A 17315-nucleotide genomic window follows, 5' to 3' on the forward strand; every position below is an offset into this window, starting at 1 on the left:
CAAAAACCCCAAAAAGCACAGCAAACGCGTCAAGAAGTTAGAACGAGGTGAAAAATGAAAATGCTTTTGCGCGAGATGCGCTCAGCGATGGGTGCGGTGGCTATAGCTACGATTACAGTTCTGCCAGTCAAACCGGCGATTGCGGTTGAAGGGGGTCTGGGTGCTTACTTTCTGGGAACCAGAGATACGTTTTCGGGATTTGTGCCCGAGCCGGGATCCTACACAAGTCTGACATTCGACTATCTGGACGGCAGCGTGGACGGCGTTTCGCTTGCAGGGCTTCCGATTGCAGCAGACGCAGACCTTGAACTGAACCTATGGCGACTGGGTGTAACTCAGGTTTTCGACGCGCAGCTCTTTGGCGGGACCCCTGCCATAAACCTGACCGTTCCCTTTCCCGTCGCCGAACTCACCTTTACCGCGATCCGCCCCCCTTTGCAGGGTGCGAACATTGACGACACGCTCTCAAGCTTCGGTGACATCAGCCTGACAGGTTTGGTGGGGTGGCACCGGGGCAATCTGCATTACAGCACGGGCATAACCGTTTTTGCGCCGACTGGCGAATACAATACCGCATCTATTAACGTTCAGCAGCGCACCGTCCAAGTTTTGAATGCCGGCAAGAATGTCTGGTCTTTCCAACCCTTCTTTGCTGCGACCTGGTTTGTTCCGGAACGTGGTTTTGAGGTTTCGGGTGCGGCCAGCCTGCTGTTCAGCGAAGAAAACGATGCTACCGACTATCAGACTGCTCCTGCATTTCAATTAGAAGGAGCCGTTGTGCAACGCTTCCGCTCGGGCTGGGGGGTTGGTCTTGCCGGGTACACTTACCATCAGCTTGAAGATGACAGTGGTGCAGGCGCCGAACTCACCCGGATCGCCTTGGGGGCCAGCAGCCTGCGGGCTCAGGTCAGCGGTATTGGCCCGCTTGTCACCTATGATGGCGGAACATTGCTGGGAGCCGACGCCTCCCTAAAGCTCAAATATACGCATGAGTTTGCGGCAAAACGGCGATTTGAAAGCGATGTCCTGACGGCCTTGATCTCTCTGTCTTTCTGAAAATGAAATCACGGTGTTAAACGTGTCTAAGAATATGTACCTGTCTTGGTTGGTGGCTTTTTTGGTCCCTTGGGGTGTTCAGGCGCAGGAAAACTCAGAATCGCTGGAAACGGCCGCTAATGACCCGACGGCTTCGATTATGTCGTTTCAGTTGCAAGGGTTTTTCAATTTTAATCTACACAACTCGCCGGAGGACAGCAGCTTGCTGCAGTTTCGGGCTGCGATCCCATTTACGCTGGGATCAACCAACCACATTGCACGGCTCACGCTGCCATATGTGACGGGCAGCGCCAATGGGCAGTCGGGCCTGAGCGACACCACTTTGTTCGACCTCATGACCTTCGATAGGTCCTGGGGTCGTTTCGGCGTCGGCGCGGTGGCCTTACTGCCGACCGGCGAAGACGGGTTGAGCGCAGAGAAATGGGCCTTAGGGCCTGCGGCAGGGTTTGCGAAACAGGAAAAATGGGGCTCTGGGGACTTTTTAATCAAAACCTGTTTACCGTCGCTGGGGACGATGAACGGTCGGATGTTAACCTGTCCACAATCCAGCCTGTCTTCAACTACAACCTTAGCAATGGTTGGTCTGCCGGAACATCCGAAATGGTTTTTGTCTACGACTGGGAGGCCAGCGAATTCAACAGCCTGCCGCTGGGGGTCAAGGTGTCCAAGCTCGTCAAGGGTGGAGGGCTACCGTGGCAATGGTCACTGTCCTACGAGCACAACTTTTTCGATGGGGCGGTTTCAGCTGCCGACACCGTCAGCTTCACGCTGAAACTGTTGGTTCCAAAGGGGGTGTGAACCCATGAACAGGGCAAAGCGATGAATGCGCACTGGCAAACAACGAACCCTCCGAGTCGGACCATGCCACCCTCATTCAAACCAAGTATGATCCGCCGGATAGTCACCGAGCCGTTTGTCCATTTTGCAGTTCTCAGCCTTGCGATCTTTGGCTGGTTCAAGCTTGCACAACCGGACGCCTGGTACGCTGACCCGGATGCGCGGGTCATCATTGTCGATCAGCGTCAGATCGACATTCTGGCCGGTCAGTACGAAAACACATGGCGGCGCCCTCCGACGGCGGAGGAACTGGCGAAACTCAAAGAGGATTGGCTGAACCGGGAAGTGTTGGTGCGCGAAGCTTTGGCGCTGGGGTTGGATGGGAATGACGAGATCATCCGCAACCGGTTGGTGCAGAAGATGAACTTCCTTTTGACCTCCGAGGCAGGCGCGGCCCGCCCCGAGGATGAGGTGCTGCAAACTTACCTGTCCGACAATGCCGACGCGTTCACAACCCCCGCACGGCTTGCAGTCAGCCTTGTTTATCTGGGGCAAAACCCAAGCGAGACATTTGTCGAACAGACTCGGGCGCGTTTGACGGCAGGCGAAGACCACCGCCAGTTGGGTCAGGCGTCACTGCTTCCGGCCGGGTTTGATCTGAGCGCGCGCAACTCAGTAGATGGCAACTTTGGAACGGGCTTGTTTGATCAGTTGCAACCTCTGCCGCTGGGTGAATGGAGCGGACCTGTTCAATCGTCTTTCGGACTTCACATGGTTCGGATCGACAACAGATTGGACGCCACTCTGCCGCCTTTTGGCGTGATCCGGGATCGTGTTTTGGCCGACTGGCGTGAGAAGCAGGCTGAACGCGCGACGGAGACCCTTCTGCAAAACCTGCGATCCACTTACACGATTCAGGAACCCGCGGAGACCGACGCGCCAGCGGGTGCCACATGAGTCGCCTTCTGACGCTGATTGTGCTGTTGGCGGGGCTTCTGGTTCCCGCCTTTGCAAATGCTCACGCGCTGGAACCCGGTTATCTGGAAATCTCGCAGGAAACCGAGAGTGACTGGCACGTCTTTTGGCGCAAACCCGACGTTCTGGGAGCACCGATGGATATCGACGTTGCGCTTCCGGATGTCTGTACCGCACCCACCTTTGACGCGCCGGTCTTTGACGGTCGCGCCTGGACTCAGATCTGGCGTATGACCTGCGCCGAAGACCTGCGCGGCAATATGATCCTAATCGACAAGCTTGATGCGCAGCGAACGGACGTCTTACTGCGGGTGGGGTATCTGGACACGGTGAACATTGCGACCTTCCGACTGACGCCGGATGCACCGGCCGTCACGCTGCCCGCGCAACAGGGGCTTGTTCAGACGCTGTGGCAGTATGGGGTTCTGGGCTTTGAACATATCCTTGAAGGCTGGGACCACTTGCTGTTTGTCTTTGCCCTGCTGGTATTGATCCGCAATCTGCGGCAGCTGATCTCGGCAGTGACTGCTTTTACCGTCGCGCATTCCATCACGCTGGTTCTGGCCACGTTTGGCGTGCTGAACGTACCGGGCCCTCCGGTCGAGGCCGTGATTGCCCTGTCGATCGTCTTTTTGGCGACAGAGGTTCTGCGCTCTGACGACAAACCAAAGACTTTGGCCAGCCGTTTCCCCTGGGTGACATCCTTTGGGTTCGGCCTGCTGCACGGTCTGGGCTTTGCCGGAGCGCTGGCCGAGATTGGTCTTCCCGAGCAGGACATCCCGGCGGCCTTGCTGGCCTTTAACCTCGGCGTTGAGGCAGGGCAACTGGCATTCATCTTTGCAGTGTTGGGCGTGTTCCTGACGCTGAAAAAGACACTGCAAATGGTCTGGGGCTGGTCGATGGCACATGAGCCGTCGCGCCAATTTCTCGGATATCCCATCGGATGCATTGCAGCGTTCTGGCTGGCCGAACGGCTGGCAGGATTTTGAACAAAAAGATGGAGAAGGGACAATGATTAAAATACTTGGAGGCGTGATGATGGTCGCTGTAGTCGCGCTTGCTGGCTGCGACGTGGTGGACCCGGATTGCACACCGGAAAAGGCCGCGAAACGCCAAGTCCAGCAGGCAACGATCGGGGTGAGCAATCGTTGCACTCCGGCCGAAACAGCACGCGATACTGCCGGTATCGACGGTTGAGGAATTCGGACGTTCCAATACACTGAGCGCAATTTGAGTGGTGGCGAAGTGACACCCGATATCGTCCATTAGTTACGGTTGTCACTGCCTCAGGCTTTGGAAGCCCGGATCGGTTCCCCGTTCAAACCTCGTAGATCGGGGAACCGTGAAAACTGTGGTAGACTACCCGAATTGTTCGGAGGCCGCATGCGCTGGAAAGGACGACGTACAAGCAAAAACATCGACGACCGACGCCATGGGTCGCGCGGCACGTCCCGTGCTGGTATCGGCGGTCTTGGATTGATCGTGGTCGTTGTCGTAGGGTTGTTTCTGGGCGTGGATGTGACCCCGTTTTTGACCGGTGGTGGTCAACTTTCGGCGCCGCAAGCGAATGCGCCGGTGCAGATTGACGACGAAACCGAAGAGTTTGTGGCCGTCATCCTGGCCGATACCGAAGAAATTTGGTCAGAGATATTCCGGAACTCCGGCATTCAATACACGCCACCCATACTGGTCTTATTTGCGGACCGGACCCATTCAGCCTGCGGGCGTGCCATGCCCGCGACCGGTCCGTTCTATTGCCCAGTCGATCAACGCGTCTATCTGGATACGTCCTTCTTTCAGGTCATGGAACAGCGCCTCGGCGCGCGCGGCGACTTTGCCAAAGCCTATGTGATCGCGCATGAAGTGGCCCATCATGTTCAGAACAGCCTTGGCGTTCTGGAACAGGTGAACCGTGCCAAAAGCCAGTCCAGCCAATCCCAGGCGAACGCCCTTTCGGTGCGCGTGGAGCTTCAGGCTGATTGTTATTCCGGTGTCTGGGCCCGCGCCGTTGATCAGCGGTTTGGCGTACTTGAGGCCGGTGATATAGAAGAAGCTCTTAACACCGCAGCCGCGATTGGAGATGACGCTTTGCAACGCGCGCAACAGGGAGTGGTGGTTCCGGACAGCTTTACTCACGGCACAAGTCAGCAACGGCAAAACTGGTTCTATCAGGGATATGAAACCGGGGACCCCAACAGTTGCGACACCTTCTCGACGAACCGGTTGTAGGAACTGGTGATGCCAGCGGACTTATTCAAACTAAAGGCCAAATTTTGCTTTGAAAAAGCTCTGAGTTTCGTTCTTCGAAAACCAATTTATTTCAATGATGTGAGTTTGAAACGTAAATTTTCTTTGATCCTGAGTATTTCTGTGCTGTTCACTTTGGCATTATTGCCCGACAACGGCAGAGCACAGGATAGTAGAGGCTTGGTGCCAATCGCTGCAGCGGTTTGTCCACCTTTCGTGATGCAGGAAGGTGGCAACCTGGATGGGCTGGCCATTTTCTTGTGGGACCGCGTCGGCAGGGAATTGGACATTACGTACGACATTTCGGTCATGAATTTCGGTGACATGATCGAAAGTGTCGCCACCGGTCGATCCGCAGTTGGTGTCTCCTGCCTTTCGATCACGCCGGAACGCGAAGAACTGGTCGACTTTTCTCATTCCTTTTTTGAGACCCACAAGGCGATTGGGATAAAGAAGGTCAGCTATCTAAGTTCGATCCGGCAATTCCTTCTGAGTCCGCGAATTCTGACTGCGATCATCATCGTCTTCGGCGCGGCAGCTGTGGTTGGCGGCATCTTTTATCTGCTTGAGCATAAGATCAACTCGAAGCTCTACGCGATGAAAACTCGAGGTGGGAAAGTGATGGAGGCTCTGGTCATCGGACTGCTGTTCGTGACGCGCGGTCCCATTCGCTGTTACGAGTTCAAAACACCGACTGCACGGATTCTCTCGGCTTTGTTGGCGGTGGGAAGTACCATCATGGTAGCCAGCATCACGGCTATTTTAGCCAGCGCATTCACGCTGGAGCAGATCCGATCCGAAATCCGTTCACCAGAAGATCTGGCGAAGGTGCGGGTTGCGACGCTGGCGGATTCAACGTCGGCAGAATATCTGCAACGGTCAGGCATTGCCGCGCGCACCTTTGCTACCTTGTCAGAAGTAGTCACTAGCCTGGAAACGGACCGGGTCGATACGGTTGTCATGGATGCACCCGCCCTGAAGTACGAAATCCTACAGGGCCGAGAGCAGGGTCGTTTCGAGACCCCCGAAGTGCTGCCCTATGAGTTCGAAGAACAAAACTATGCCTTCGCCCTGCAGGATGAAAGCGAATATGTCGAAGTGCTCAATCGCGCTTTGCTGTCTGTCCGCAAAAGCCCGGCGTGGGAGGCCGAGGTGCTAAGGTACATCGGGAAATGAGACGTTCCAGCTCCACCGATCTGGTTTGGAGAATAAGGCCAAAGGAAGAAAGATGATGTCGAGAAAATTTCTATGGGTTTTGCTGGGACTTATCGCGCTGGCAGCCTGTTCGACAGGGCCTCGGGATTTTGTCCAAACTCCATCGCGGGTCGTCGAGACGCCGTCCAACAGCAGGTTGACATCGGCGGTGCGCAAACTGGGTGACCCGCGCGACGGGCGGTCGGGCGTCAAGCTGATCAGCAACGGAGAAGAAGCCTTGGCGGCGCGCATGGTGCTGGTGGCACAGGCGGATGTGTCAATCGATGCGCAATACTACCTTTTGCACAACGACCTAACCGGGCAGTTGTTCGCCCAAAGCCTGCTTGATGCGGCGGATCGCGGTGTGCGGGTTCGGCTGCTGCTAGATGACATGGATACATCCGGATATGACGCGATGACGGCGGCGCTGGATTCCCATGAAAATATCGAGATCCGGCTTTTCAATCCATTCTGGCGCGACCAAAGCCTGCTGATCGCGGGCCTGACGGATTTCAAACGTATCAACCGGCGGATGCACAACAAGTCCATCACCGCAGACAACACCATTTCCATCGTCGGTGGCCGCAATGTGGGCGATGAGTATTTTCTGGCCAAGGAAGAGTTTAACTATGCCGATCTGGACATCCTCGTGGCTGGGCCGGTGGTGAATGAGGTGTCGGATAATTTCGACGAATACTGGAACAGCGAATTTGCCGTTCCCGCCCGCGCGGTGATTGACGAACCCGAGACTCTGGGGTTGGACGACGCCCGCGTGCTGTTGAATGCGCTGGTCGATGAATCCCTGAAAACCCCGTATGCAGCGGCGGTCAAAAAAGCAGCGCAAGAGAACTTTACGCTTAGGACGCTCAGGTTGAACTGGGTTCCGGCCAAACTGTATTCCGACCCGCCGTCCAAAGCGGCCGGGGCCGATAACGGTCAGCCCATTCTGGCATCGCAAATGGTGCCCTATTTCCGGAAAGCCGAAAGCTCGGTCAACATCGTGTCGGCCTACTTCGTTCCGCGCAAGAAAGGGGTTGAATGGCTGAGCGAACTTGAGGATCGCGGGGTCGAGGTGCGCGTCGTTACCAATTCACTGGCATCAAACGATGTGGCGCCTGTCTATGCGCATTATGCAAAAGAGCGGCGCGCGCTGCTGGACGGGGGCGTTGAGCTGTTTGAATTGCGCCCTGATTCCGATCGGGTGCATCAGAGGGGCGTGAACTGGGGTCAGTCGCGCGCGGGCCTTCACACCAAGGCGTTTACCATTGATGACCGATACCTGTTTGTGGGCTCGTTCAACTGGGATCCACGGTCGGTCAACATAAACACCGAAATGGGTGTGCTTGTTGACTCACCGGATCTGACAAAACGCGCAGTGGTCGTGCTGGATGAAGCTTTGAAGGAAAACACCTATTCGGTCCAGTATGACGAGGATGACCGTCTCACCTGGCGATCCCGCCGCGAGGATGGCGCGATCCTGCTGTATAAAAACGAACCCACCGGCAGTTTCTTTGATCACATCAAGGCCGGGATATTGGCGATCCTGCCTATTGGGTCGCAGCTTTAATGCGGGTCCAAAAAGAGTGGGCGCAATTTAAGAGAAAGAGTTTTAGATGGATTTTTTTGTTGATGGTCTGAACGGTATTCTCTGGAACTATGTCCTTGTTTACGCGCTGCTGGGGGCTGGGCTTTATTTCACGATCCGACTCGGTGCCCCGCAGTTCCGACATTTTGGCGAGATGCTGCGCGTCATCACGGCAGCCCCCAGCACCGACAAACGCGGGATCACTCCGTTTCAGGCTTTGACTGTCAGCCTTGCGTCGCGGGTTGGCACCGGGAACTTGGCAGGTGTCGCGGGTGCCCTGACGCTGGGCGGACCGGGAGCAATCTTCTGGATTTGGATGGTGGCGCTGCCCGAATGGACGGTGAGGCTGATCGCGGAGAGGTGCCAACTAAATCCCGGAACTCGCGAGCGTCCCGCTAAACCGGTTTGGCATAGCGTTTGCACCGTTGAACGGAGAACCTATCATTGCAGGTGATGCTGGCGTGCCGTTTTCCATCCAAAGCATCTCGAAAGTGTTCGCGCTGGTCGTGGCGCTTGGGCATGTCGGTGCATCACTCTGGCAGTGCGTGGGCCGAGAGCCGTCGGGTGATCCCTTCAACTCGACCGTTCAGCTTGAGTTCGAGCGCGGCAAATCTCGAAACCCCTTCATTAACCCGGGCGCGATTGTTGTGTCCGATGTAATTTTAGAACACCAATCCGGCGAACCCGGTTTGCATCCGGTTCTTGAGCTTTGCCGACGTCTGGCAGACTCGCCGGATATCATGGCGGACGACGATGTCTTTTCCTCTGAGGTAGCAACGGGCGACCGCAACCGGGCCTTGGGCTACTTCATGCTGGCCGAAGGCAACATTCGCGGCGATGTGACAGAGGTCACCGAAATATATTTCCGTCGGTGCAGCAACGAGATGAGTTGCCGTCAGTTCGCTGCGTCCACACGGTTTTTGGCAACCGAGGGCAACGGGCCTGACGCGGAAACCGCGGGTGTCACGCCAGAACGCGTACGCCGCGTGAATGCGCTGATGATGACCTGTGGGTGTTATGACGCCTCAGGTGAGGTCGCCTTTGGGATCGGTTTGCCCTGCAAAAGCAAGGTCGGCGGAGGACTTGTCGCCATTGTCCCCGGCGTTGGGTCCATCGCCGCGTGGAGCCCCGCATTGGACAAGAAAGGCAACGCGGTCTTGGCGATCAAAGCAGTCGAGGAATTGGCGCATAGGCTCAGCTGGTCGGTGTTCTGAACTTGATCAAATTAAAGTGGGTGGAAAAAATGAACCTGATCAAGAGTAATTTCCTGAAAGCCGTCCCGGTCGCTTTATTGTTTGCTCCGAACACGGCGCTAAGCATCGAATACGAAGTGCCGCCCGTATTGTCTGCGCAGGAAAGCGTCCAGGGCATTCCGCTTTCGACCGAGATTTACCGCATCGAAGAACAGGTGCCGACCGATGGTTTCATGTCAACTTACCGTATTGAAACGACATTCGGACAATTCTCAGCCTCGGGTCCAGGCATGTTAAAAGCGCGTCTGACCGAAATTCGAGCTCTTGCTGCGCTTGACCATATCCAGAACGATCAGCAGTTCATCGATGCAGCTGAGGAAACAGCCGGAGAGACCTTCGAAAACCTGCGCCAGTTTGCCAAACAGCCGAAAGAAACTCTGAAAGGCGTGCCCGAGGGGATCGGGCGGTTTTTCAAACGCTCCGGACGGTCGGCAAAGACGGGTCTGCAAAAACTGGGGGATGTCCGAGAGGGTAACTTGCCGGGCGTCGACCCCGAGAGTGTTTCCAACCTCCCCGGAGGCTCGGCAGATCAGCAAGCCAGCCCACAGGGAAGCTTTACCGAGAATGTCGCGCGGGCAGGGGGAGATGTCGCGGTAAACATCCTTAGATTCGACAAACAACGCCGCCGATCTGCGAATGAAGACGGATCTCTTCGACGTGTTGGAAGTTCAGGCGAGCAAACCAACAGTCCTTGTCTGGCAGTTTTCGATTTATGCCGCTGCATTGATGTCCATGCGAAGACCCTATGCACTCATGCACACCAAAGACATCGCCCGCATGAACACCGATTTAGAGCCCGGTTTCATCACCTTGTTGACACTGCACGAAAACATGGATTGGCCGGAGTTCTCGCGCTTTAAAGCGGTTCTCACGGGCATTACAAGGATGCATCGAATCTGTTCTGGGAATACGGGCAGGAGACCGGTTTCGGCTCACGCCTGCATGATATCAGGCACAAATTTGCAATCGAACCCCTGCAGGAAGGCTGGAGTATATATCGGGTCAGCCGATATATCGGCCATTTGTCGGTGAGGACAACCGAGCGGTATTATCTTCGATATCTGACACAGGAAGAGCAAGATGCTGTGCGCTCTGATGGGGACAATGGTTTCTGGCAAGCCTCAGTTGCTCATGACCTGAAATCGGGCCTCGCAGTATTTGCGAGACCTGTTTTATTTGCAGTCAGGAGATATCATTTGCGGCCATCTGGCGAGGTCCGGGAACCAGGTTCCGGCGTCTCGAGACGGCATAGTCGGCGCAATTGGAACCTCAAATCTCGGCATAGTATGCCGAGTTTCGAGGTTATGCAGGCGATTTGGCGGCTCTCACAAGTGGCCACGTATTTTTTTAAGGGGATAGTGGCGGAGAGACAGGGATTCGAACCCTGGGTGGGCTTGCACCCACAACGGTTTTCGAGACCGCCCCGTTCGACCACTCCGGCACCTCTCCGCGGGGGTCTGTGAGGGGGGGATTTAGTGATGAACGCGAGAGGGTGCAAGCAGAAAATTCCCGAAATTAACAAAGCTGGGATTTTCCATTGCCTGACGACGTATTTCGCCTAGGCTCATCCTTATGACATATCTTGCACGCCACATCGGTTTTCCGCTTTTTCTGTTGCTTCTGACCCTTACAGCCGCATCTCAACACGCTGCCGCTGCCGGAAGGGACCGGATCGAAGCCTTTCTCACCACTACGGGGTTTGACGTTGCGCTGGAGAGCATCGCGCTTGCGTCCGCTTCTGCGCCGCAAATGCTGGGAATCGACCCCGAGGGTTTCGGGTCCGACTGGGCACGTCTGACCGAAGAAGTTTTTGACACCAAGGACATGCACGAAACCGCGGTGTCGATTCTTGAGCAGACGCTGAGCGACGATGCGCTGAACCACGCGGTTGAATTCTATGCTTCGGATCTTGGTCAACGTCTGGTCGACGCTGAAAATGCGTCTCATATGATCGAGGATGACGAGGCAAAACAACTAGAAGGCCAAGAGATCGTTTCCGAACTGATCAAGAATGGCTCCATGCGCGTTGAAAACCTGAAGCGTATGAACAATGCGATTGATTCCAGCGGCACGGCTTTGCGCGCGCTGCAGGAAATTCAGGTGCGGTTCCTTCTTGCTGCAAGCGCTTCGGGTGTGATCGACCTGCAACTGGACGCGGATGAGTTGCGTCAGATGATGAAGCGCAACGAAACTGGTATGCGCCAGGCGCTACAACTGTCTGCGCTTGCCGGCGCGGCCTACACCTATCAGGACTTTTCGGATTCCGAAGTCATCGCATATGCGGAGGCGCTGGAGCAGCCTTTGATGCAGGAAGTCTATGAGTTGCTGAATGCCATTCAGTACGAAATCATGGCTATGAAGTTCGAAGTTCTCGCGGCACGGATGGCTGACCTGCACCCGGCTCAGGATATCTGATGCGCTTATTTGCCTTCTGTTTGCCCCTTTTGCTTTGCGCTGCGCCCCTGGCAGCGGAAGAAAGGGTTGAGCGCCTGATGCAGGCACTCCATTTGGAACAAGTCATCGACATTCTGCGCGAAGAGGGCAGGGTGCAGGGACAGGATCTGAATGACACGTTCCTTGGCAGTAACGGCGGCCCTCTGTTCGAAGCACAGGTGGACGACATTTATGATCCGATCTGGATGCGCGAGCAGATCACTCAGACCTTCGAGGCCAGCCTGACAGGCAGCGAATTGGACCGCGCCATCGTGTTCTTTGAAAGCGACCTTGGGCAAACCATTGTTTCGCTGGAAAACTCGGCGCGACAGGCATTTGCGGATGAAACCATCAAGGACATGGCGCGTGAGAACTATGTCAACGGCTCGCGCGACAGTCAATTCTATCGCCTTGTTGACGAATACATCGAAGTCAATGAACTGATCGAGAAGAACGTTCACAGCTCTCTCAGTTCGGATTACAATTTCTTTCGCGGTCTGAGCGCAGATATCGGTGCCAGTTCAGAAGACATTCTGGCGCAGCTGTTGTCGGACAAGGACAGCGTCACCGAAGAAACCAGAATCTGGATGTACTCCTTTCTGTTGGTTGCCTATCAGCCCCTGAACGAGGCACAGATGCGCGAGAACATCGCATTTTCCCGGACCGAGACCGGACGCGCCGTGAATGAAGCCTTTTTCGATGGTTTCGATCTGATGTATGACCAGATCTACTATCAACTTGGGCAGGCGGTCTCGAGGGTTCTGAGCGCGTCGGATCTTTGACCGCTTTTGATGTTGACTTTCACCGGTATTCTATGGATAAGCGCGCATCCCGGCCGGTTTCTCCGCGCCGGGTATCGTTATTATTGACCCATCGGGCTGGTCCCATGGGTCGTCACACAGCCCGAAAAGGGCGCGCTGTTCGAGGTGGCCTAGGCCGAAACACCCAGACGGGGACCACAGAACGCGGGTTAGAAAAGGAAAGACGCATGTTTGCGGTCCTCAAGACTGGCGGCAAGCAGTACAAGGTTCAGGCGGGCGATGTGCTCCGCGTTGAAAAGCTGGCTGCCGACGCAGGTGAAAAAGTTCAATTCAACGATGTTCTGATGCTGGGCGGTGACGCTCCGGTGGTTGGCGCACCTTTCGTTGAAGGCGCAGGCGTTCAGGCCGAAGTGATCGAACAGATCAAAGGTGACAAGGTCATCAAGTTCGTCAAGCGTCGTCGTAAGCACAGCTCGAAGCGCACCGTTGGCCACCGTCAGAAACTGACTCTGGTCAAGATCACCGACATCCTGTCGTCGGGCGCTGACAAGTCGGGCATCAAAGCTGCAACCGGTTCGGCACCGGCTGGCGAAGCTGCTCCGGCGGCTAAAAAGCCTGCTGCGAAGAAAGCTGAAGCCAAAGCAGAGGCACCCGCTGCTGCTGCCACTGACGATCTGACCAAGCTGAACGGTGTCGGCCCTGCCGCTGCCAAGAAGCTGGCCGAAGCCGGTATCGAGAGCTTTGCTGCTCTGGCCGCCTTGTCGGACGAGCAGATTGCTGCTATCGAAACGGTCAAAGTGAAGCCCGAATGGGTTGAGCAGGCCAAAGAGCTGGCCAAAGGCTAAGGAGAGAGAGAATGGCACATAAAAAAGCTGGCGGTTCCTCCCGTAACGGTCGCGACTCAGCTGGTCGCCGCCTTGGCGTGAAACTGTACGGTGGCCAAGCAGCCATCGCAGGCAACATCATCGTACGTCAGCGCGGCACCAAGTTCTGGCCGGGCGAAGGCGTAGGCATTGGCAAAGACCACACCATCTTTGCAACTGTTGATGGCGCCGTGAAGTTCCACAAGGGACTCAAAAACCGCACCTTTATTTCGGTCCTGCCAGTGGCGGAGGCCGCAGAGTAAGCCGAAACCCAGAAGGTTTAAGAAAAATTCATGGGGGACCGGCACAAAGTGCCGGTCCCCTTTCTCGTTTTCAGGAGCGGTCCCATGACCGAAGTGATTAAAACAGAGCTTCTTGTCTTGCGTCGGTTCCGGCGTGAAGACTCGTCGCGTATGGTTGCGCTCCTGAACGATCTGGATGTTGTGCGCTGGGTGAACAGCATTCCGTTTCCCTTTACCATTGAAGACGCGGAAAACTTCGTCACCAATCTGGCTTCACAGGTTTATGACGCGTTTGCGATTGAAAAAGATGGCCAACTGATCGGCACTGTTTCTGCAGGTGAAGAGCTCGGGTATTGGTTGGGACAGTCCTTTTGGGGTCAAGGCCTTGCGACCGAGAGCGCAAGCGCTGTTGTTCACCGTCACTTTAATGGTGATAGCAACAGCCTGAAGGCTTCTTACCATCTTGGCAACGAACGCTCTCGTTCCGTGCTGTCCAAGCTTGGCTTCGTTCCAACTTCGCAGTCCGAAACCGTTGTGCGATCGACCGGCAAAACCGTGACGCTACAATGGATGGAATTGGACAGGAACGCATGGGAGGCGAAAAAATGACAGTCGCCACCGCCAGTTTCCTGATTTTTGCTGCCAGTCAGGTTGGCACGCCAGGTCCCGCCAACATGGTATTGTTGGGCACGGGTGCGCGGTATGGGTTTCAGGCGGCGCTGCCGTTTGTGGCCGGCGTTATCCTGGGCAAGCAGTTGATCATCTGGCCGGTGGGATTTGGTCTGCTGCAACTCGCAGACCAGGCACCGATGGTCTTTACGGTGCTGAAATACGCCTCGGCGGCGTATATCTGCTGGCTTGCGTGGAAAATCGCCAACCTGCGCCTGTCGCGCAGTGAGAGCACCGGAGAAGTGCCCGGTTTTTGGGCGGGATTGATTGTTCACCCCCTTAACCCAAAGGCTTGGGCCATGATCATCGCCGGGTTTACCGGGTTCGTTGCGGCTGGCACGCCCACGTTTAACGCAACGTTCACGATCGCTCTCTGTTTATTGTTTTGCCAGGCGGTCTTACATCCGATCTGGACTTTTGCCGGAGATAGAATTGCCCACGTGGTTGAAGGTCGGCCCGTGGAAAAATATCTGATGTGGACGTTAGCCAGTCTCACTGTTGCGTCTGTACTTTTTGTGTTGTTCGGAGGAGGAACGCACTCATGAAACTTGAGACAATAATAAACCAGCCGGTCATCGAAACCGAGCGGTTCGATCTGCGCCCACTGCGCCGTTCGGATTTGGGTCTCATTGAACATTATGCAGGTGATGAGCGCGTGGCGCGCATGACCACAAGTATCGCGCATCCACTGGCGCCTGGCTCGACCGCGGCTTTCATCACCCGCTCGATGGGTGACGAACGAGACGAGGACGTCTGGGTCATGGATGCAACCAAGGATGGTGGTCCCGAGCTGATCGGCCTGATCTCGCTGAAACGGCTTGACCGGAACCAGTCCGAAGTTGGCTATTGGGTCGCGCCGATTTATTGGAACACAGGCATCGCTTCGCAGGCAGTCGAAGCGCTGGTCAATGCAAACCCGTTTGAAAATGCGACGATGTTTGCCAGCGTGTTTCAGGACAATCCGGCCTCGGCCCGGGTACTTACGCATTGCGGGTTTGAATACCTTGGAGATGCCGAAAGCTATTCGGTGGCACGCGATGCTAATGTGCCCACCTGGACGTACAGTAAAAAACTCTGACTTGTGGCCGATGGGGCCTTTGCATTAGGGGACAGTCATGAAATTTCTCGATCTTGCAAAGGTCTACATCCGGTCCGGGGCCGGCGGTGGCGGGTGCGTCAGCTTTCGGCGCGAAAAGTACATTGAATACGGCGGTCCCGATGGCGGCGACGGCGGTAAAGGCGGGTCCGTCTGGGCCGAGGTTGTGGATGGGCTGAACACCCTGATCGACTTCCGCTATCAGCAGCACTTCTTCGCCAAGAACGGCCAGCCCGGCCGTGGTCAGCAGCGGACAGGCAAGGATGGCGACGACATCATCCTGCGCGTTCCCGTTGGCACCGAGATACTGGACGAAGACGAAGAGACGGTTATCTGCGACCTGACCGAAGTTGGGCAGCGTTTCTTGTTGGCCAAGGGCGGCAATGGTGGCTTTGGCAACCTGCACTTTAAATCGGCCACCAACCAGGCTCCGCGCCGCGCAAATCCGGGGCAGGCCGGAATTGATCGTACGATCTGGCTGCGACTGAAATTGATCGCAGATGTTGGTCTGTTGGGCATGCCCAATGCGGGTAAATCGACCTTTCTGGCCGCCACATCAAACGCGCGCCCCAAGATTGCCGATTATCCGTTTACAACACTGCATCCCAATCTGGGCGTCGTGGGTGTCGACAATGTGGAATTCGTTGTCGCCGACATCCCCGGCCTGATCGAAGGCGCACACGAAGGGCGTGGCATCGGAGATCGATTCCTTGGCCACGTCGAACGGTGCGCTGTTCTGTTACATCTGGTCGATGGTACGTCGGAAACCGTGGCCGAGGACTACCGGACCATCATTCATGAGCTCGAAGCCTATGGCGGTGAGCTGGCGGAAAAGCCACGCATTACGGTTCTCAACAAGGTCGATGCGCTGGACGAGGACGAGTTGGAGCTGAAAAAGGCCGAGTTGGAAGAGGCCGTTGGCGGCCCTGTGATGACAATGTCCGGCGTTGCGCATCTGGGCGTGACCGAGGTTTTGCGCGCCTTGCGAACCCAAATCGACGAAAACCGACTGCGGCAAAAACCCGTTGAGGAGACGAAGTCTTGGCAACCCTGACCGCAGCACGCCGATTGGTGGTCAAAATCGGGTCTGCCTTGCTGGTAGATCGCGATACGGGTTTGCTGAGATCAGACTGGTTGCATTCGCTTGCCCGAGACGTGGCGTGGCTCAAGGGGCAGGGGACTGATGTGATTCTAGTCTCGTCCGGCTCAATCGCATTGGGGCGCGGAGTTTTGGGCCTGCCAATGGCGACTTTGCCGTTGGAACAGTCTCAGGCTGCGGCAGCGGTGGGCCAGATCAGGCTGGCACGCGCCTATGAAGAGGCTCTGACGCCCCACAAGATCACCACCGCACAGGTTCTGGTGACGTTGGAAGACAGCGAAGACCGGAGGCGCTACCTGAACTCGCGCGCGACGCTGGAGACTCTGCTGAGCTTGGGTGCGGTTCCGATTGTCAACGAAAACGACACAGTGGCCACAGATGAGATCCGGTATGGCGACAATGACCGGCTTGCGGCGCAGATCGCGGTGACGGTAGGGGCCGACCAGCTGATCCTGTTGTCCGATGTGGATGGGTTCTATACTGGCAACCCCAACGAGGACAGCACTGCCAAGCGGTTCGACGTTATCGAAACCATCACGCCAGAGATCGAAGAGATGGCAGGTGACGCGGGTTCTGGCCTGTCCAAGGGCGGGATGAAGACAAAACTGCTGGCGGCCAAGATGGCAACGGCGGCAGGGTGTGACATGGCAATTACCGAAGGTTCGACTCTGAACCCTCTGAAATCGCTTGAAGATGGCGCAAACTGCACCTGGTTCACGGCAACTCTTGACCCGCATGCCGCGCGAAAGCGCTGGATTTCGGCCATGAAGCCCCGCGGTGAGATTGTGGTCGACGCAGGCGCTGCAAAGGCGTTGGGCAACGGTAAAAGTTTGCTCCCCGCTGGCATCGTTGAAGTCACTGGCGACTTCGGGCGTGGCGATCCGGTTGCCATCATGGATCCGCAGTCGCGGCGGCTCGCACAGGGCCTCAGCCGCTATACCGCGCAAGAGGCGGATGCGATCAAAGGGCGGAAATCCTCGGAAATCGAGGCGACACTGGGGTATCCAGGCCGGGCCGTGCTGATCCACCGCGATGATTTGGCGCTGTAACGGCGCGATGGTAGAA

The 17315-nt window shown here is 56.2% G+C and carries 20 protein-coding genes and 1 tRNA gene; 20 read left to right on the forward strand and 1 reads right to left on the reverse strand.

What is annotated here, in order from left to right; translation table 11 throughout:
* Window positions 1-54 precede the first annotated feature (54 nt).
* The 11 genes from ACR0AA_RS07870 (at window position 55) to ACR0AA_RS07920 (ending at window position 9947) form a co-directional block, all read left to right on the forward strand.
* Entirely contained in the window at window positions 55-1056 is a 1002-nt protein-coding gene (locus tag ACR0AA_RS07870) for a SphA family protein (protein ID WP_480755805.1), read from the forward strand.
* A gap of 420 nt (window positions 1057-1476) precedes the next feature.
* Window positions 1477-1854 (forward strand): hypothetical protein, encoded by a 378-nt coding sequence (locus ACR0AA_RS07875; protein WP_480755806.1) that lies wholly within the window; start codon window positions 1477-1479, stop codon window positions 1852-1854.
* 63 nt (window positions 1855-1917) lie between these two features.
* The gene (locus ACR0AA_RS07880) at window positions 1918-2790 is read left to right on the forward strand and encodes a peptidyl-prolyl cis-trans isomerase (protein WP_480755807.1); all 873 of its coding nucleotides are present in this window, start codon (window positions 1918-1920) and stop codon (window positions 2788-2790) included.
* Window positions 2787-3797, forward strand: a complete 1011-nt coding sequence (locus ACR0AA_RS07885) for a HupE/UreJ family protein (RefSeq protein ID WP_480755808.1) — start codon at window positions 2787-2789, stop codon at window positions 3795-3797. The genes ACR0AA_RS07880 and ACR0AA_RS07885 overlap by 4 nt, the downstream gene beginning before the upstream one ends.
* Before the next feature lie 22 nt (window positions 3798-3819).
* Window positions 3820-4005, forward strand: coding sequence for a hypothetical protein (locus ACR0AA_RS07890; RefSeq protein ID WP_480661720.1), 186 nt, complete (start codon window positions 3820-3822; stop codon window positions 4003-4005).
* Between the two features lie 186 nt (window positions 4006-4191).
* A complete protein-coding gene (ypfJ, locus tag ACR0AA_RS07895; protein WP_480755809.1) occupies window positions 4192-5037 on the forward strand; it encodes a KPN_02809 family neutral zinc metallopeptidase in 846 nt (281 codons plus the stop codon).
* Window positions 5038-5142: 105 nt separating this feature from the next.
* The gene (locus ACR0AA_RS07900; RefSeq protein ID WP_480755810.1) at window positions 5143-6231 is read left to right on the forward strand and encodes a transporter substrate-binding domain-containing protein; all 1089 of its coding nucleotides are present in this window, start codon (window positions 5143-5145) and stop codon (window positions 6229-6231) included.
* Window positions 6232-6286: 55 nt separating this feature from the next.
* On the forward strand, window positions 6287-7816 hold the full coding sequence (locus tag ACR0AA_RS07905; RefSeq protein WP_480755811.1) for a phospholipase D family protein: 1530 nt from the start codon (window positions 6287-6289) through the stop codon (window positions 7814-7816).
* Between the two features lie 46 nt (window positions 7817-7862).
* Window positions 7863-8288, forward strand: a complete 426-nt coding sequence (locus ACR0AA_RS07910; RefSeq protein WP_480755812.1) for an alanine:cation symporter family protein — start codon at window positions 7863-7865, stop codon at window positions 8286-8288.
* On the forward strand, window positions 8260-9048 hold the full coding sequence (gene glsA, locus ACR0AA_RS07915) for a glutaminase A (protein WP_480661730.1): 789 nt from the start codon (window positions 8260-8262) through the stop codon (window positions 9046-9048). Before ACR0AA_RS07910 ends, glsA begins: the two co-directional genes overlap by 29 nt.
* Window positions 9049-9077: 29 nt before the next feature.
* Complete coding sequence (locus tag ACR0AA_RS07920) at window positions 9078-9947, forward strand: hypothetical protein (RefSeq protein WP_480661732.1); 870 nt, start codon at window positions 9078-9080, stop codon at window positions 9945-9947.
* A gap of 499 nt (window positions 9948-10446) precedes the next feature.
* Here the strand turns inward: ACR0AA_RS07920 and ACR0AA_RS07925 are convergent.
* Window positions 10447-10536: transfer RNA gene (locus ACR0AA_RS07925), tRNA-Ser, on the reverse strand.
* Window positions 10537-10659: 123 nt separating this feature from the next.
* Between ACR0AA_RS07925 and ACR0AA_RS07930 the strand changes: the two genes are divergently transcribed.
* The 9 genes from ACR0AA_RS07930 to proB all read left to right on the forward strand — a co-directional run bounded on the left by ACR0AA_RS07930 (window position 10660) and on the right by proB (window position 17299).
* On the forward strand, window positions 10660-11502 hold the full coding sequence (locus ACR0AA_RS07930) for a DUF2059 domain-containing protein (protein ID WP_480661734.1): 843 nt from the start codon (window positions 10660-10662) through the stop codon (window positions 11500-11502).
* A gap of 77 nt (window positions 11503-11579) precedes the next feature.
* Complete coding sequence (locus ACR0AA_RS07935) at window positions 11580-12302, forward strand: DUF2059 domain-containing protein (protein WP_480661735.1); 723 nt, start codon at window positions 11580-11582, stop codon at window positions 12300-12302.
* A 206-nt stretch (window positions 12303-12508) separates the two neighbouring features.
* On the forward strand, window positions 12509-13126 hold the full coding sequence (locus ACR0AA_RS07940; RefSeq protein WP_480661737.1) for a 50S ribosomal protein L21: 618 nt from the start codon (window positions 12509-12511) through the stop codon (window positions 13124-13126).
* A gap of 11 nt (window positions 13127-13137) precedes the next feature.
* Window positions 13138-13407: a 50S ribosomal protein L27 gene (rpmA, locus tag ACR0AA_RS07945; protein WP_050602452.1), complete on the forward strand. Its 270-nt coding sequence runs from the start codon at window positions 13138-13140 to the stop codon at window positions 13405-13407.
* Window positions 13408-13491: 84 nt separating this feature from the next.
* Complete coding sequence (locus ACR0AA_RS07950; RefSeq protein ID WP_480661739.1) at window positions 13492-13995, forward strand: GNAT family N-acetyltransferase; 504 nt, start codon at window positions 13492-13494, stop codon at window positions 13993-13995.
* Complete coding sequence (locus ACR0AA_RS07955; RefSeq protein ID WP_480661740.1) at window positions 13992-14600, forward strand: LysE family translocator; 609 nt, start codon at window positions 13992-13994, stop codon at window positions 14598-14600. The genes ACR0AA_RS07950 and ACR0AA_RS07955 overlap by 4 nt, the downstream gene beginning before the upstream one ends.
* Complete coding sequence (locus ACR0AA_RS07960) at window positions 14597-15133, forward strand: GNAT family N-acetyltransferase (RefSeq protein ID WP_480755813.1); 537 nt, start codon at window positions 14597-14599, stop codon at window positions 15131-15133. The genes ACR0AA_RS07955 and ACR0AA_RS07960 overlap by 4 nt, the downstream gene beginning before the upstream one ends.
* 37 nt (window positions 15134-15170) lie before the next feature.
* Window positions 15171-16205 carry a GTPase ObgE gene (obgE, locus tag ACR0AA_RS07965; RefSeq protein WP_480661744.1) on the forward strand — a complete coding sequence of 345 codons (1035 nt, stop codon included), beginning with the start codon at window positions 15171-15173 and terminating at the stop codon, window positions 16203-16205.
* Complete coding sequence (gene proB, locus ACR0AA_RS07970) at window positions 16193-17299, forward strand: glutamate 5-kinase (protein ID WP_480661746.1); 1107 nt, start codon at window positions 16193-16195, stop codon at window positions 17297-17299. Before obgE ends, proB begins: the two co-directional genes overlap by 13 nt.
* The last annotated feature ends 16 nt before the right edge of the window (window positions 17300-17315 follow it).

The organism is Ruegeria sp. CE8 (assembly GCF_056537465.1).